Here is a 16,588-nt window from a genome sequence, read left to right on the forward strand (position 1 = left end):
GATGAGAATTTCCCTTAAAAAAATTAATATTTTTTCCAGTGGGGGAGAAAGTGGGAGAACATCCCAGCTTCGGACTTATTTTTTCCTTTGAATGGTATACTCGACTAGGGCTTCGAGTGAAGTTTTGTATTCTGATGGAGGGAAAGCCGCAAGAATTTCCAGGGCCTCTTCATAGTACCGGTTCATCACACTTTCGGCATACTCCAAACCTCCAGAAGCCTTTACAAAGTCAATTACTTTGTTGACAGACTTCTTGTCCTCGTTTTTATTCCGGATAAGGTAAATGATCTTTTTCTTTTCCATCCAGGAGGCCTTTTCCAAAGCAAAGATCAAAGGCAAGGTCATTTTCTTTTCCTTGATGTCGATACCCACAGGTTTGCCTACTTCATCTTTTCCATAATCAAAAAGGTCATCCTTGATCTGAAAGGCCATCCCGATTTTTTCCCCAAACAGCCGCATCTGCTCGACCTGATCGGCACCCACACCAGCAGTAGAAGCACCCACTGCACAACAAGCGGCAATCAGGCTGGCGGTTTTTTGTTTGATGATGGTATAATAAACGTCTTCGGTGATGTCAAGCTTTCTGGCTTTGGCAATCTGCAGCAATTCCCCTTCGCTCATCTCCCTTACCGCGCGGCTCACGATCTGAAGGAGACCAAAATCACCATTGTCCACACTGAGCAGCAGCCCGCGTGAAAGCAGGTAGTCCCCCACCAGTACGGCAATCTTGTTTTTCCAAAGAGCATTGACGGAAAAAAAACCTCTCCGGTAATTGGCATCATCCACCACATCATCATGGACGAGGGTCGCGGTGTGGAGAAGCTCGATTAGGGCGGCGCCGCGGTAAGATGATTCGGTAATCCCACCTGATACTCCGGCAGTTAAAAAAACAAACATGGGCCGCATCTGCTTGCCCTTTCGCTTTACGATATAGCCGGTGATATGATCGAGAAGTTTCACCTTACTTTTCATAAAGGTTCGAAACTTCTTCTCAAAATCGTCCATTTCCGTGGCGATCGGGGCTTGTATTTGCTTTAAATCCGGCTTCATCGATGGTTTGAAGATGCAATAATACAACCTATTACTTCATTGACAAAATGACCTTCGGTAATATGTTGGCAAAATCATAAACCCAGATACCCGCTGATAGTTTCTTCAGATTGATCCTCCTTAGATAGGAAACTATTTTTCATTATCTTTGAATCGTTTAAACTAGAGATCCTTGACTGACGATTACATAAAGCATAAGTACGCCCCAATCCTTCCCCAAAAAGACGAATGGCCCGTCGTGAAGCTCAGCAAACACCGAAAGGAGTTTATCAAAGCTGTGGCGCTGGCGGCCAGAAACCGCATTATCGCCCTGACTGGCAACAACATGGAGATACTGAGGGAGGAACTGGAAACGACTTTGTATCGGGAAAAGCTCAGGATCAAACAGAACCCCTGGTTGGTAGATCCGGAGGATGATTATGAGTTTTGGTCAAAGGTGAAATCGGCAATGGTACACCTGACCTCCGAAAGCAATCTTTCTAATAAGGACAAAAAAACAGCTTACCACAACATTCTTCATGATATCACCACCCGATATGCTGAGGAAATTGCCAGTAATTTCAAACACAGCCATTACAAAGCGACCAGGCGCTTGGTTACCTATGGTTTTTCGAGATTGCTCAATGCGGCGAGGGTAAAAGGTTTCAAATCCCTTTTTAGTACCCAATACACCCTTCAGGATAAAATCCAGATCATTGGAGAAACCGAACAATTAAGGGATCTGGCTTCTAAAGGGACCGTGGTTATGGTGCCCACCCACTTCTCCAATCTGGACAGCATTCTGATCGGATGGACCATCAGCACCTTGGGGATGCCCCCTTATATATATGGAGCAGGCCTCAACCTGTTCAATATCCAGATATTTAGCTATTTCATGAATGCCTTGGGTGCCTACAAGGTGGATAGAAGGAAAAAGAACCTTCCCTACATCGAAACGCTCAAAACCTATTCGAGTGAAGCGATACAGTTTGGCTGTCATAGCCTGTTCTTCCCGGGCGGTACACGCTCTAGGAGTGGGAAAATCGAGTCCAAATTAAAACTTGGCTTACTCAGCACTGCCGTGGAAGCCCAGCGGGCAAATTACCAAAAGGACCTCAATGACATTAGCGGTAAAATATTTATCGTCCCGGTAACGATCAATTACCATTTTGTACTCGAGGCGCCAAGTTTGATTCAGGAACATCTATCGATTACAGGTCAGGAAAGGTTCTATCAAGAGACCGATGAATTCTCTGACTCGCTCAAAATAGCCAAATTCTTGGTAAAGTTCTTCACCAAAGGCTCCGACATTTCAGTCTCCATAGGCAAGGCCATGGATGTTTTGGGCAATTATGTGGACAAGGACGGCAAGAGTCTGGACAGCCACGGTAGAAATATAGACACGCGTGATTACTTTGTTTCAGACGGAAAAATCTCCATAGACACACAGCGGGAGGACCAATATACAATTAGACTGGGCAACCGGATCGTTGAGGAATTCCACAAAATCAACCGGGTGTTCAGTAGCCATTTGGTCGCCTTTACCGCATTTCAGATCTTCAAACGCCAAAACAGGAAACTTGACCTGTTCAGTTTGCTTAGGTTGCCGGAAGAGGATTTGGTGATCCCTTATGCTCAATTCAGAGCAGAATGTGAACGGGTGCTCAACAGAATCAAGGAAATCAGAGCCGCCGGGAAGGTGCATATTGCCCCGCACTTGAAGCAGGACCTTGACGGCATCATCGCACATGGATTGAGCAATGTGGGCCTTTACCACTCCAAGCGCCCATTGATCTTGAATGATAATGGCGACATCATCACCGAGGACATGAACCTCCTTTATTTTTATCACAACAGACTTGACGGATATGATCTTGAAAAACTCTTCTAGGAGCAATAAGCCCGTTGGAGTAATTGGAATTGGAAGTTTTGGAACCGCAATAGCAAACATGCTGGCCGAAAAAAGCCAGGTGATCGTATATGCGCGGAAAGCCGACGTGGTCGAAGAGATCAACGCCCGCCATACGGCAGGAGGAAGAGACCTGCATCCTAGAATCGAGGCCACTTCAGATATCGAATACATTTGCCAAAAATGTGAAATCCTCTTTCCTGTCGTGTCCTCATCTGGATTCCGAGAGGTGATGCAGCAATTTGCGCCTTTTCTTCACCCCTACCATATCTTGATTCACGGCACCAAAGGCTTATCCTTACTCCTGCCCGATGGCAAAACTTTGGAGACGGTAGACAGAATCAAAAGGGACAATATTGCCACCATGAGTGAGGTAATCCTCAACGAAACCGTAGTGGTGCGGGTGGGTTGTCTTGCCGGGCCCAACCTTGCCAAAGAACTATCCCTCAAGCAACCAGCTGCCACGGTGATTGCCAGTAAATACAACGAGGTAATCTTGGAAGGCCAGCGACTGCTTCGCAACGACCGCTTCCAAGTGTATGGCAACCAAGACATCATCGGCGTGGAATTGAGTGGGGTGTTGAAAAACATCATCGCCATCGCCGCTGGTGCACTTGGCGGCATGGGATTGGGAGAGAATGCCAAAGGATTGTTGATTTCCCGAGGCATGGTGGAATTGATCTATCTAGGAAAAGCTTTGGGCGGAGGCACCAAGTCTTTCATAGGTTTGGCAGGAATCGGGGATTTGGTAGCCACTTGTAGCTCTAAACTTTCCCGAAATTACACGGTTGGCTTTAGGCTGGCAAATGGAGAAAAACTGCCGGATATCATAGCCGATATGGAGGAAGTGGCAGAGGGGATCAATACGGTGAAGCTAATCAAGACTTTTGCAGAAAGCACAGGTATGAGGGCGCCGATTACCGAAAATCTCTATAAGGTGCTTTTTGAGAATTTCAAAGTGGAAGAAGCCCTGCAGTATCTAATGAAATATCCATTCAACGTGGATGTTGATTTCCTTTAACCTTCCAGCTTGGCCAGTCTTTTCAATAAAGGCGGGTGGCTATAATGGACAAATACATACAAGGGATGTGGATTCAAATGGCTGAGGGTTTTTACGGACAGGGTCTTTAGCGCTTCTGCCAGGGGCTGCCCTGCAAAGGTTTCTTTGGCAAAAGCATCCGCCTCATATTCATGTTTACGGCTCATCATGTTTAACCCCACACCCAACAGCATGGAAATCGGAGAGAAAAGCATGGTAAATCCAATCAGATTCAAATGGATAGCCAGTTGGTTTCCTCCCAAAGCCAAACTCATGTTTTCGTTGTAAATCACCAGAGACAATATATAAAGCATCACACCCACCTGCAGCGAACTAGTGAGCAGGTTGTACCAAATATGCTTTCTTTTGTAATGCCCGATTTCGTGGGCCAGTACGGCGATCAACTCCTCCGGCGTATGTTGCTCGATTAAGGTATCAAACAGTACGACTTTTTTCCTTCTTCCAAAGCCTGAGAAAAAAGCATTTGCCTTGGTGGACCGTTTGCTGCCATCTACCACAAAAATATTATCAAGTGAAAACCCCACGGAATTGGCATAAGCAAGAATACGGTTTTTCAACTCCCCTTCTTCCAGCGGACTTAATTTATTGAAAATCGGAAGTACCCAAGCGGTGTAAAACAAATTTACCGCAAGCATAAACACCATCGCCACAGCCCAGAAAATCCACCAAAAGTCACTTCCTATCTGGTGAATCAGCCAAAAGAGGGCTAAGAGCAATACGCCCCCCACGGTGATGGAAAGCAAGTAGCTTTTCAACTTATCCAAGAAAAAGGTTTTGGGGGTGGTTTTATTGAAGCCAAACTTTTCCTCAATCTTAAAAGTGTGGTAATAATCAAAAGGAAGAGAGAGCAGATCCGAGCCAATAAACAGAATGCCGATATAAATAAGAGACCGCAAGAGCGGTTCCCCTACAAAATCCTGCAGCCAGATGTCAAGATCACCAAAAAAACCAAACAGGATGAAGATTGCCGTAATAAGGTAGGTAAATAAGCCCGTGATCAGCCCGAAATTGTAATTTGTCTTTTGGTACTCTTCCGACTCGGTTACCTTTTCTTGGCTCAGGTACTGTTCCAAGGTTTTAGGCACCAAGCAATGGGCCCTCCTGACATTAAGCCAGTTGATGGACTTTTCAAATATAAGGTTCAACGTAATGATACCTAACAAAAGGTACTTCAGCAATGCCGGATCCATACACAGGTTTTATTAAAACTTGGGGCATGGAAGGATGGTGTCCCTTCTTCTTGGTTTACCTTGGTTTGGATCTGGAAAAATATAGCTCAAACTAATTTCGTGTGCTCCTCCCGACTGGATCCCAAGTTGAGAAACCGTGTAATCAAAACTATAACCTACATTGAATCCCGTTGGCAGACTAAATCCGACCAACAGCACAATGGCATCACGGTTACTTTGACTTTCAACTGGTTTGTAAGGCAATCCTCTATACCACATACCCACAATAAGTGGTTCTGCATATAAATACGCCCCGAGGTCCAATTGTTCAAACGGTCCCTGTCTTTTATAATTAAAAGTCGGCGTGATATAGCGTTGCTTAAAAGTATGGGTGAAATCCTGTCTCATGGGCCCCTGTCCCAAGGATATGCGATAACCGCCGTGAACTGACCATTTTAAAGGTAAAGGGCTCACTCCGTCCAAAAAGGATTGGTTGGGCTGGTTGACATGATGGGCCGCTCCTCCTAGCCAGAAATTCTCGGTAAAAAACAACCCCCCAAAAGAAAGGGAAAGCATATTGACCGGTGTCCCCAAGTCTTCATTGGGCCCCGGAAGGGTCGGTCCAAATGGATCGGATGGATTTATCTGGTTGGCAAAGATCAGATTTTCATAATAACCTATGTCTCTACGGATATAACTTGCTTGGAATCCCGGACGGAAATAAGCCCCTTCAGAAAGACGGAGTTCATAGGAGTATAACCCCGAAAGGCTTAGGGACCTCAGCCCAGCGGCCCCCTCCACATCGTTCATCATGTGGAAGCCAAAACCACTGTTCAGGTTTTCGTTATAGGTATCCACATAGGCAGAAAAAGTACTGAAATTAGCGTCCAGCCCAGGCCATTGGTTGCGGTAGTTGAGCCCGATGCGGGTGGTCAGTTCCGACCCGGCAAGGGCGGGATTCAGATACATCGGGGCAGCATAGTACTGGCTATATTGGGGATCCTGACCAAAAGCCTGATAGGAAAGGCTGAGGAGCAGGGTAGTAAAAAAAACAATATAAAGGTGCGACTTAAACAATTATTTGTTCGTTTATTTGAAGATGACTAGCTTATATAAACGTTTTGCCAATTCGGGTGTTTTATTGGCAGCTATTTAATATGAAAATTCCGTATTCTTTACTAAAAATAAAATTCATTTTTTGCAGCCTGCTGATTTTCGGGCTCATTTCTTCTTTTAACAAAAACCAGGCCCAAGGTTTTAATAACAACGAATGGATCTTCGGATGTGGCGAGGAAAGCCCCGCAAAGGCCATTTCTTTTGGTAAAGGAACCAGCCCCTCGATACGTAATTTAAACGATATTCTCGGTAATGATAACGTAGCCGTTGCCATTGACCCTATCTCCGGAAACGTTATTTTTTATACAGACGGGGTGCTGCTTTACAATAACCTGGAAAGACCGATGCAAAATATGGCTCCCCAGCTTGCCGGAGACTGGGATGCCCAGCAGGGCGTGGCCATCGGAATTCTAGATTACGATGTGGACGGGGACAAACTTTATTACACTTTCTATGTTAATGATGCCGGCACGCTTTTTTACTCAATAGTTGACATGAACGATCCAGGAGGAGCCACGGGCAGCCAACCTCCCCTGGGAGCCATTACTGAAAAAGATATTCAGATCACCACTGGAGTCACAGGGCCGATCCTCGTAGTGAGGCCGGCCGAAACCACCTTTCTTCTGACCATAGAAGGGGGCAATCTGGTAGCACGCGGTTTTACCGATGTGGCTGGGGAATTTGAGGATCCCATCACCACCCCTCTGCCCTTTGCGGTCAGATCCATGTATTTCGATGAGGAGTCGGGGGAGCTGGTTCTTATTCCTGAAGATCCAAATGAGGACATTCATATCCTCACCATTGAACCTGACGGAAGCAGTCTGGGTGAACTGATCACAATTGAAGGCACCGGTAACGGAACGCCCATCAACGGGGTGGAATTTTCCCCCGATGGGGAATACATGTATTTCTCAAGAGGCAATGAACTGATCAGAATTTCCACTACGGACCCTGATCTACCTGCGCAAACTATACCTCTGCAAACCGAGATCGAAGAAATATATGACATAAGAGTCGGTCCCGATGGCCGGCTATATTACCTATACAGTGAGCCGGGGCTGGACGCCATTTACGTAGGGGTAGTAGAAAATCCCAATGAGGAGGATATTCTAGAAGTCACGGTGGACGAAGACCCATTTGACCAGGCGGACTTCTGCAGCACCACCTTCCCCAATTTCTCCCCCAATGCCGAGCTCGACCCTGTGGTGGACTTCACCTGGCAGCCTGAGCAACCCTGTCAAAACAACCCCATACAACTAACCTCTGAGATCACCCCGAGGAATTTCCGGCCTGTTTCTTTTGAATGGGAGCTATCTGCAGAGCTTGTAGATGCAGATGGAGAACCGATTGAGCTGGATCTTGACCAAGAGCACCTTCTTATCCCGGCGGACGCCACTGCGGAGGAATCTGTTACAGTTACTTTGACAGTAACATTTGCGGATGGATCAACAATGGATGTCACCAATACCATTACTTTAAACGAAAATCCAATTGAGGCTCAATTTACTCCTCAGGACACCACCATTTGTGCTGGTCAATGTTTTGATATTGACACATGGCTAGAAGCTAGCATGGGTGATGACCAGCAAGGTGGCAGGGGTATAGGAGGCCCTGGCGGTGGGGGCATGGATAATCTAGAGTATTTCTGGTCAGATAGAAAAGAAGAAGGCTGGGGACCAAAAGAGCGACCTTGTATTACCGATAAACCGGGACTTTATTGGGTGCTGGTAAGAGATCCGATGAATCCTGAGGGATGTACTGCATATGCTAGTATCCGAGTAAATGTATGGGACATAGATGATCCTAAAAATAACATCTGGTACTTTGGTGATGGAGCGGGATTGGATTTTAACCCCGACCCTGACGATCCTGATGGCCCTATTCCCCGCCCAATCCCCAGCCGACACCCATCCAATATGCCTGCCGGGGTTACCACTATTTCCGATGCGGCTGGGGAAGTGCTATTTTACTCTGATGGCTCTACTGTTTGGAATGCGACTGGTGATGTCTTAGCAGAAAACATTGGAGGGGACCCCAATGTTGGTCAAAGCATTTTGGCTGTTGCCGTTCCCCAAGACGAGACATTATATTATTTATTTACTATTGGGAATGGCGAGGCTAAATTCTCAACAGTAGATTTAAAGGGCAGTCCGCCAACAGGGGTTGGCTTTGGCAGCGTACCCACCCAGGACAATTTCCTGTTCAGCACTAGTACGGAGAAGATGGCCGCCGCTGGCAGCAGCCCGACCTGGGTGCTCTTCCACGAGGCCGGCAACAATACTTTCCGGGCCTATCCCGTAGGGCCACAAGGTATCGGACAGCCTGTATTCAGCGCGGTGGGACAAAACCATAACTTTAACTCCGGGGAAATCGGAGCCATGAAATTCAGCCCTGACGGTTCCCAAGTGGCCATCACCTTTAGTGACGGCACAAACAACTGGGTGGAAATCTTCGATTTTGATTCCGAAACGGGTGAGCTTTCCGAGTATGCCTCCATTGATCTGGGTGGTGATGGAGAAGTGTATGGCGTGGAATTCTCGGGTGACGGATCTAGGATCTATGTGAGTTACCTTGGTGGAAACAGCCGTGTGGAAGAATTTATCATAGAGCCCATTGAAGGTTGTTTTGAATGTCTGGACAATGCAAACACAAAAGGGGAGCGGGAAAGCTGTATCGTGGATACCCGCATGGAAGTTACCAGTGAAGGTGACTTTGGGGCCCTGCAAATCGGGCCAGATGGACAGGTATATGTGGCGAGGCCAGGCCAGAGTGTGATCGGGCAAATCCAGACGCTGGAAATTTCCGATGAGGACTGTACTACCAGACACTTCTACAATACCCAAGCCCACGATCCAATGCCCGGCACTTCCAACTTGGGATTACCTGCATTTGTAAATATGGATGGCAGCGCCATTCCAGAACCCGCCCTTGATGGCCCTGAGCAACTCTGCTTGGATCCTGAAGAAGGGGCCTGGGGACTTTTTGAAGGAGGTGGTGAGCCGGATATTGACACATATTTTTGGACTATCCGAAATGAAGATGGCGATATCATACATGAAGAAGAAGGAGGTGAGGAAGCCCAAAATCTTGAATATGAATTCCCAACTGACGGCACTTTTACGGTAGAATTAAGAGTAGACAGATGTGGCGACCCAACTTACTTTGAAGATGAAATGGAAGTCGTAGTGATTGCCCCTCCCACACTGATTCTTGAGGACGAAGCGGTGCTTTGTGCAGGTGATGAGATCGAACTTACCGCAATGGACGAAGAAGCTGACGGCTTTAATGAGGAGGATTACATTTTCGAATGGGTGAATGCTGCAGGGGAAATTTTAGGTACTACAAACACGATTACGGTAAATGAGGAAAGTATCTATACCGTAAGAGTCCGCCACCGTATCCCTGAGGGCACACCCGATGCGGAAATTTTAAGCTGTCCAAACACCCAGTCCATATTTGTAGGACCAGCCTTCCAGTTTGAAGTGGAGCAGTCCGATGAGGAAGTCTGCGTGGGGGAAATTGTGACGTTTGAGCCTGATACTCCAATTGAAGGTGAGTGGTTCTATCAGCTTGAAGGGGAAGAAGATAGGATTCGCCTGCAAACATCTGAAACCTTGGAATTGGACACTGAAATTCTAGGCGCAGGGCAATTTGACATCATTTTCGTTGCAGAAGACCCCTTGGTGGAGGATTGCATGATTGAAAAAAGAAATCCTTTATTGGTAAACCCACTGCCTGACTACACAATTGAGGTATTGGATATTGAGGTAGACTGTGACAATCCAGAGGGAGTTATCGTTCTGACAGTTAATTCTCCTATAGAAAGCTTGGTCATTGAGGAACTGGACCTTTCCTTTGAGAATTTAGAACCTGGACAAGTAGAGCAAATAGAAAACCTCGCCCCTAGGAACTACACCTTTCTAGCCAGCAACAATAGCTGTGAGTTTACCAGAACCGCCAGAATTGACAACATTTCCCCTCCTGCCAATTATGAATATGATTTGGATCTTGAAGCAGACTGTGATAACCAACTGGGCTCAATCACCGTTACTTTCTCCAGCATCCCGGTTACCGCTTCTTATGAATTGGTAAGAGAAGGATCAGGGGAGACTTGGACGGGGGAATTTAGCGAAGGGCTTCCTAATACCATCGAAAACCTGCCTTCTGGACAGTATGCTTTCCAGATCATCACCCCCGATGGTTGTCCAATACCTCACCCTGATCCAATAATTATTGATTTCAGAACAATACCAGCTGAACTTGTCCCAGAATCTTTCTGCGGAAATGAAGGAAATACCATTACTGTTACAGGAAACTTCAGGGAAGGAATGAGCTTCGAATGGTACCTAGACAATGTACCACTTTCTTCTGGACCCGAAACTACCATTGCAGCAGAAGATGGAGGGGTGTATTTAGTGGAAATTCTAAATGAGTTTGGCTGTGTGGTGGGTGAAGACAGGGTTACTATCTTGGACTCCAATATTCAGTCGCCTACTCTAGATGACAGGTATGTCATTTGCGCTATAGAAAACTTTGCTCCAGAGATTTTTGCTGGCAACTACGAACGATTTGAGTGGGTGTTTGAGGATGAGGATGAGCCATTCAGTGATATGCCATCCATCTTGCCAGATAGGCCTGGGGAGTACACCTTGCGGGTTTGGGACGAAGAGGGCTGTATGTCCATGACCACTTTCATGGTCGAAGAGGATTGCGAACCTAGGGTCATCACTCCAAATGCCATGAACCTACGCGACCCCAATAAATGGTTTGTAGTCTATGTCAATGAATTTGTCAACGAGGTCCAGCTCCTCATTTACAACCGCTGGGGTGAGCTGATCCACGTGGTTGAGCAGGTAGACACCCCACCTAGGGTGCCGATTTTGGAATGGGACGGTACCGTAAGGGGCCAAACCGTGCCTATTGGAACATATCCGGTCATTATCAGGTTTAAGAGTGTGAGACAAAACCTGGAAAAAGAGATCAAAACCGCTGTAGTGGTATTGGAATAATACTTATTACAATTACAAAAATCACGTGGCGTTCGTAGCGAATCTTTGCGGACGCTGCGTGAAACTTTACCGAAAACAAACTATGATTACGATAATTTCCCCCGCCAAGACACTTGATTTAAGCACTACCGAAGTAAACCTGGCTACCGAGCCTATATTTAAAAAAGACATACAGGAGCTTGTCGGGATCATGAAAACCAAAAATGCCTCCGACATTAAAGAGCTCATGGGCGTAAGTGAAAACCTGGCCCAGCTGAATGAAGAAAGGTATCAGAACTTTAAGAAAAAATTCACCTTTGACAACTCCAAGCAGGCCTTACTCGCCTTTAAAGGCGATGTGTATCAGCAACTGAAAGTGGAGGAATATGGTGATCAAGAACTGAAGTTTGCCCAAGACCATGTGCGCATACTATCCGGCCTGTATGGCTTGCTTAGACCTTTGGACCTGATCCAGCCTTATCGATTAGAAATGGGAACCAAGCTTGAAAATGATAAAGGCAAAGACCTTTATGAATTTTGGGGTGCCAAAATCGCAGAAGAATTAAATAAACTGGGCAAAGAGACCATCATCAACCTGGCCAGCCAGGAATACTTCAAGGCTGTAGATAAGAAAACCCTTAAGGCCAATATCATCAGTCCGACTTTCAAGGAATACCGGGATGGGAAGTATAAGATCATTGGTATTTTCGCCAAAAAGGCCCGTGGAATGATGACCAATTTCATTATCCAAAACCAGATTAATGAATCTGAAAAACTGAAGGTTTTCAATGATGAGGGCTACGAGTATGATGAAAAGTTGAGTACAGAAAAAGAATGGGTCTTCGTTAGATAGACAAAAAATACTGCTTTTATGTGAAAAAAAGCAGTATTTTTCATTTTATAGCACTTCTTTTGTTATTGATTATTTTTTTAAAGTATAACTTAAGATGCGCTTTTCCTACTTTTTCACGCTATTGGCCTTCATGGCTGTAGGTTTGGTAATGGTCACCAAGTCTGCCTCATCCATCTCGGAGGACGCATACTATAACACCCCCGAACTTGAAGGACCTGATGGCGTATGTTTGACCTATATTCTAAAGGAAGCTACCTTTTCCGCTGGAGGCAATCCCGAAACTGATTTTTATTTCTGGAGTGTGACGGACAGCGAGGGATTTGAGGTTTATTACAGAGACGGTTTAGGAGTGGAAAGCATCACAGTTCCCTTTACGGTATTGGGGAATTATACCATTAATGTAAGGGTGGCAAGGGATGGAAACCCTGATTTCTATAGGGAATCGCAGCCATTTTCGGTAATACCCGGACCTTCTTTTGCATTGCCAGGAGTGGTTACTCTTTGTGCGGGAGAAAGCTTTGCGCTAGAAGCGCTTAACCCTGCTGACCCAAATTTCTCTTTATATACTATACAATGGCTTGATGCTGGCGAAAATATAATCGGTACGGGCAATACAATTGAAGTCGATGAACCAGGGCGTTATTTTGCAAGCATTTCATCAGGCTTTTGCGAAGCAGTGGCAGAAGTTATAGTAAGACCTTCTCTTGAGGTTGAAGTTACGCCATCCACCGACACTGCCTGCTTAGGTGCCACGGTCAATTACACACCGGACGTCCCCATCTCTATAGATTGGTATTATCAGAAAGAAGGACAGCCTGCCAGAACCTTCATTGAATCCTCATTTGAACTAAATCTCAACACGAATGATCTTGAGGACATAGGTGAGTATATTATCTCTTTTGAGGCTGAGGATCCGAATAGACCTGGCTGCCCGGTTTCAGATTCTTTCGCCCTATTGGTCGAGTCAGCTCCCGAGCTCAACATTACAAAGCTGTCAGATGCAGAAAGCTGCGAGAATCCAACCGGATCTTTTCAAATAGTAGCCGATACCTTATTGGAAAATATTGAAGTAAATGGCGAGGAGTACGGTTCATTGGAGCCAGGTGAGGAACTGATCATTGAAGATCTTTTCCCGATGGTTTACACCGTCAGGGCGGCTTTAAACGGCTGCCCGGTCTCCAGATCAGTCAGCATCGAAAACGACAACCCCGAGGATGGCATACTTTTTACCGTCAGCGCTACCCCCCAAACATGTTCTCCTACCGGTTTCAGCGATGGGGTGCTTACCATAGATTTTGGAGGAGAAGCACAGACAGGTACTTACAGGGTGGTAGGTCCTGTAACTAGAACAGGTTCCTTTACGGACAGAACAAATGTTGAGGTAAGAGTACCTAAAGGTGAATACAGTGTGGAAGTGGGCGGTGAAGATGATTGTATCAGCCCTACTTCGGAAACTTATTTAGTGGAAGGCCCAGACCAGGTAGACTTCTCTGTTCCGCCCACTATTGCGGCCTGTGAGTTTTATGAATTTGTACCAAATGGAGATGAAGATTTGGAATACACCTTAACTTACCCTGACGGAACCAGTATCACTGATGAGATTTTTGACATCGAGGAATCGGGCAGATATTCCTTATTGGGAGTACCTACTGACCCGGATTCACCACTATGCCCACGTACGCGAACCTTTAATGTCACCATCAGCTCCCAAATTGAGTTCGACATCAATAGACAGCTTTTGGATTGTTTTGGTAACCAATTGTACACTGCCACTTTGGATAGGGAATTCGAGGAGGTGAATATTCAGTGGCTGGCTTCAGATGGCAGCACTGTTCTGTCTATTGATCCAGCATTCCTGCCCCCAGGACCAGGCACCTATTATCTGGATGTACAGCCTCGTTCGAGTAGCCCTTGTCCTTCAGAGCCTTTGGAATTTGAGGTGGTGGATCCCATTCAGGAGGTTGAAGTAAGTTTGGATGGTGATATTTTCTGTGGAACGGATGCCTTTACCACGCTTACTGCGGACTTTTCATTTGAGGATGATTATAGCATCGATTGGTATTTTTATGAAAACGGCGACAGGGTTCCCTTGATCGAATTTTTTGACCAAATGAGTATCGATGTTGAGATGGATGGCACATATGAGGTCATACTTCGAAATGAAATCGGCTGCAACCTTGGCTCTGCCACCTTCGAGGTGATCCAAAGCCCTGAAATTGAAGTTAGCCTTCAGGATGAGGTAGGCATCTGTATCGAGCTAAATATTCTGCCCAGAATAAACCCTGGAGAATTTGAGATGTACTTTTGGAGCCAAAACGGTTCGGTGATAAGTACTGACCCCACCTTTGCTCCTGTAGAAGAAGGCAATTACCAGCTGGAAGTTTGGGATGAACTGGGTTGTAATGCGTTTTTTGATTTTGAAGTTAGAGACCTTTGCGAGCGCCTGTTGAAATACCCAAATGCCCTGAACCCCTTGGATCCGGAGAAGGATTTCAGAATCTTTGCCGATGAGGTAGTACAGGAAATTGAGGTGTTTATTTATACCCGACAAGGAGAACTGGTTTTTCACTGCGCCACACCAAACAATGGCCCACTTTCCCCATTATGCATTTGGGATGGAACGATGAACGGCAAAAATGCCCCAATTGGCACTTACCCTCTGGTAATCAGATTCCATAATGCGGAACTGGGTATTCACGAGGAAGTTCAACATTCATTAGTTGTTGTTAATTAAGCAGAATGGCACTGGACTTGCTGAAATTGGTCAAAATTATATCATTACCATGTTTTCCCGAGTAAGCTTAACCCTGCTTTTGTTCTCTTTTCTTCTGATTTCATCCTGTGCGCCACGCGCTACCAGCACTGCCTCCAAGTCGAGAATGGTCACCCAAAGCGGCAAGGCGAGTTATTACGCCAACAAGTTTCAAGGCAGAAAAACGGCCAATGGGGAAATCTACAGCCACAACAAACTGACAGCTGCGCACCGAACACTCCCATTTGGCACCCAAGTAAAAGTCACCAACCTCAAAAACGGCAAAACCGTAACGGTAAGGATCAACGACCGGGGCCCATTTGTAAAAGGCCGGGTAATTGACCTTTCACGGAGTGCCGCCAGAAAAATAGATATGATCAGGGACGGCGTCGTAAATGTGGAAATCGCATATCCACGACCGCGCTAAGGAATTCCCAATTCAGCTAAAAGCCTAAAAAAAATACCCAAGAGAAAATCCCTTGGGTATAAAATGTCATTCAAAATGTTTTATTCGGACAGCGCTTTCACTCCTGGCAGCACTTTCCCTTCCATATGCTCAAGCAACGCACCTCCACCGGTGGATACATAAGATACATCATCACCAAAGCCAAACTTGTTCACCGCAGCAGCTGAATCACCTCCTCCAATTAGAGAGAAAGCCCCATTCTTGGTGGCTTCCACCACCGCCTCAGCAATGGCCTTGGTGCCCCCTTCAAAACTGCTCATTTCAAAAACACCCATAGGGCCATTCCAAAGAACAGTTTTGGAGTTTTTGATTACTTCAGAGAAGCTCTTTCGGCTTTCTTCCCCTATATCCAAGCCCATCCAGCCATCAGGTATATCGTTGTTGGGAGCAGTATCCTTCCTTGCCTCATTGTCAAACTTATCTGCAATCACGCTATCACTTGGCAACAGCAGCTTGACACCGTTCTTTTTGGCTTTTTCGAGAAGTTCCAAAGCTAGCTCAAGCTTGTCTTCTTCCACTAGGGAATTGCCGATCTTGCCTCCTTGGGCTTTGGCAAAAGTATAGGACATACCGCCACCTATGATCAGGTTATCCACCTTATCCAAAAGTTTCTCAATGATCAAGATCTTATCGGAAATTTTCGCCCCACCCATGATAGCGGTATAGGGCTTTTGTGCGCTGTCAAGTACCTTGTCGGCATTATCCAATTCAGCATTGAGTAGGTAACCACCAACTTTCTCATCAAAGAATTTGGCAATAATGGCCGTACTCGCATGGGCTCTGTGGGCAGTGCCAAAGGCATCATTTACATAGATATCTCCCAGCTTGGAAAGTTTTTCGGCAAAGCCCTCATCACCGGCCGTCTCTTCCTTATAAAAACGCAGGTTTTCCAACAACAACACCTCACCATCCTTCAACTCTGATGCTTTCTTTTCTACCTCATCACCGATACAGTCGTCGACAAATTTAACCTTTGTACCTAAAGCCGATTCCAGTTTGCTGACCACATGCCGAAGGGAAAACTTATCCTCTTTTCCGCCTTTGGGACGGCCCAAATGTGACATCAAAATCACCGCACCGCCATCACCCAAAATCTTCTTGATCGTGGGAATTGCAGCCTGGATACGGGTATCATCGGTCACCTCAAAATTATCATTCAACGGCACGTTGAAATCCACACGGATCAACGCTTTCTTGCCTTTAAAATTTACCTGATCGACTGTTTTGACTTGGTTGTTCATGTTAG

At 46.0% G+C, this 16,588-nt stretch carries 10 protein-coding genes; 6 read left to right on the plus strand and 4 right to left on the minus strand.

From position 1 onward, the window contains the following. Positions 1-75: 75 nt before the first annotated feature. A complete protein-coding gene (locus KIH41_RS09250; RefSeq protein WP_214162205.1) occupies positions 76-1,050 on the minus strand; it encodes a polyprenyl synthetase family protein in 975 nt (324 codons plus the stop codon). A 172-nt stretch (positions 1,051-1,222) separates the two neighbouring features. Here KIH41_RS09250 and KIH41_RS09255 point away from each other — a divergent pair, with 172 nt between their 5' ends. Continuing rightward, entirely contained in the window at positions 1,223-2,920 is a 1,698-nt protein-coding gene (locus KIH41_RS09255; protein ID WP_213944811.1) for a 1-acyl-sn-glycerol-3-phosphate acyltransferase, read from the plus strand. Further along, positions 2,898-3,959, plus strand: coding sequence for an NAD(P)H-dependent glycerol-3-phosphate dehydrogenase (locus KIH41_RS09260; RefSeq protein ID WP_213944810.1), 1,062 nt, complete (start codon positions 2,898-2,900; stop codon positions 3,957-3,959). Before KIH41_RS09255 ends, KIH41_RS09260 begins: the two co-directional genes overlap by 23 nt. Here the strand turns inward: KIH41_RS09260 and KIH41_RS09265 are convergent. Together KIH41_RS09265 and KIH41_RS09270 are read right to left on the minus strand one after the other, a co-directional pair. Next, positions 3,956-5,188, minus strand: a complete 1,233-nt coding sequence (locus KIH41_RS09265; RefSeq protein WP_214162206.1) for a M48 family metallopeptidase — start codon at positions 5,186-5,188, stop codon at positions 3,956-3,958. The genes KIH41_RS09260 and KIH41_RS09265 overlap by 4 nt on opposite strands. Positions 5,189-5,200: 12 nt before the next feature. Then, on the minus strand, positions 5,201-6,244 hold the full coding sequence (locus KIH41_RS09270) for a PorP/SprF family type IX secretion system membrane protein (RefSeq protein ID WP_214162207.1): 1,044 nt from the start codon (positions 6,242-6,244) through the stop codon (positions 5,201-5,203). Between the two features lie 80 nt (positions 6,245-6,324). On the opposite strand from KIH41_RS09270, the gene KIH41_RS09275 reads away from it, so the two are divergent. The 4 genes from KIH41_RS09275 (at position 6,325) to KIH41_RS09290 (ending at position 15,303) form a co-directional block, all read left to right on the plus strand. Beyond that, on the plus strand, positions 6,325-11,292 hold the full coding sequence (locus tag KIH41_RS09275) for a T9SS type B sorting domain-containing protein (protein WP_214162208.1): 4,968 nt from the start codon (positions 6,325-6,327) through the stop codon (positions 11,290-11,292). 82 nt (positions 11,293-11,374) lie between these two features. Continuing rightward, the gene (yaaA, locus tag KIH41_RS09280; protein WP_214162209.1) at positions 11,375-12,124 is read left to right on the plus strand and encodes a peroxide stress protein YaaA; all 750 of its coding nucleotides are present in this window, start codon (positions 11,375-11,377) and stop codon (positions 12,122-12,124) included. A gap of 94 nt (positions 12,125-12,218) precedes the next feature. Further along, a complete protein-coding gene (locus KIH41_RS09285) occupies positions 12,219-14,858 on the plus strand; it encodes a hypothetical protein (protein ID WP_214162210.1) in 2,640 nt (879 codons plus the stop codon). Further along, positions 14,845-15,303 (plus strand): septal ring lytic transglycosylase RlpA family protein, encoded by a 459-nt coding sequence (locus tag KIH41_RS09290; RefSeq protein WP_246535331.1) that lies wholly within the window; start codon positions 14,845-14,847, stop codon positions 15,301-15,303. The genes KIH41_RS09285 and KIH41_RS09290 overlap by 14 nt, the downstream gene beginning before the upstream one ends. 80 nt (positions 15,304-15,383) lie before the next feature. Here KIH41_RS09290 and KIH41_RS09295 read toward each other — a convergent pair whose 3' ends face one another. Next, complete coding sequence (locus KIH41_RS09295) at positions 15,384-16,583, minus strand: phosphoglycerate kinase (protein WP_214162211.1); 1,200 nt, start codon at positions 16,581-16,583, stop codon at positions 15,384-15,386. Positions 16,584-16,588 lie beyond the last annotated feature (5 nt).

The organism is Litoribacter ruber (genome assembly GCF_018500185.1).
Taxonomy (GTDB): Bacteria; Bacteroidota; Bacteroidia; order Cytophagales; family Cyclobacteriaceae; genus Litoribacter; species Litoribacter ruber.

Coding starts and splice junctions, on each gene's coding strand:
- KIH41_RS09250 (WP_214162205.1), bottom strand. CDS start 1,050: ATGAAGCCGGATTTAAAGCAAATACAAGCCCCGATCGCCACGGAAATG.
- KIH41_RS09295 (WP_214162211.1), bottom strand. CDS start 16,583: ATGAACAACCAAGTCAAAACAGTCGATCAGGTAAATTTTAAAGGCAAG.
- KIH41_RS09260 (WP_213944810.1), top strand. CDS start 2,898: ATGATCTTGAAAAACTCTTCTAGGAGCAATAAGCCCGTTGGAGTAATT.
- KIH41_RS09285 (WP_214162210.1), top strand. CDS start 12,219: ATGCGCTTTTCCTACTTTTTCACGCTATTGGCCTTCATGGCTGTAGGT.
- KIH41_RS09275 (WP_214162208.1), top strand. CDS start 6,325: ATGAAAATTCCGTATTCTTTACTAAAAATAAAATTCATTTTTTGCAGC.
- yaaA (WP_214162209.1), top strand. CDS start 11,375: ATGATTACGATAATTTCCCCCGCCAAGACACTTGATTTAAGCACTACC.
- KIH41_RS09265 (WP_214162206.1), bottom strand. CDS start 5,188: ATGGATCCGGCATTGCTGAAGTACCTTTTGTTAGGTATCATTACGTTG.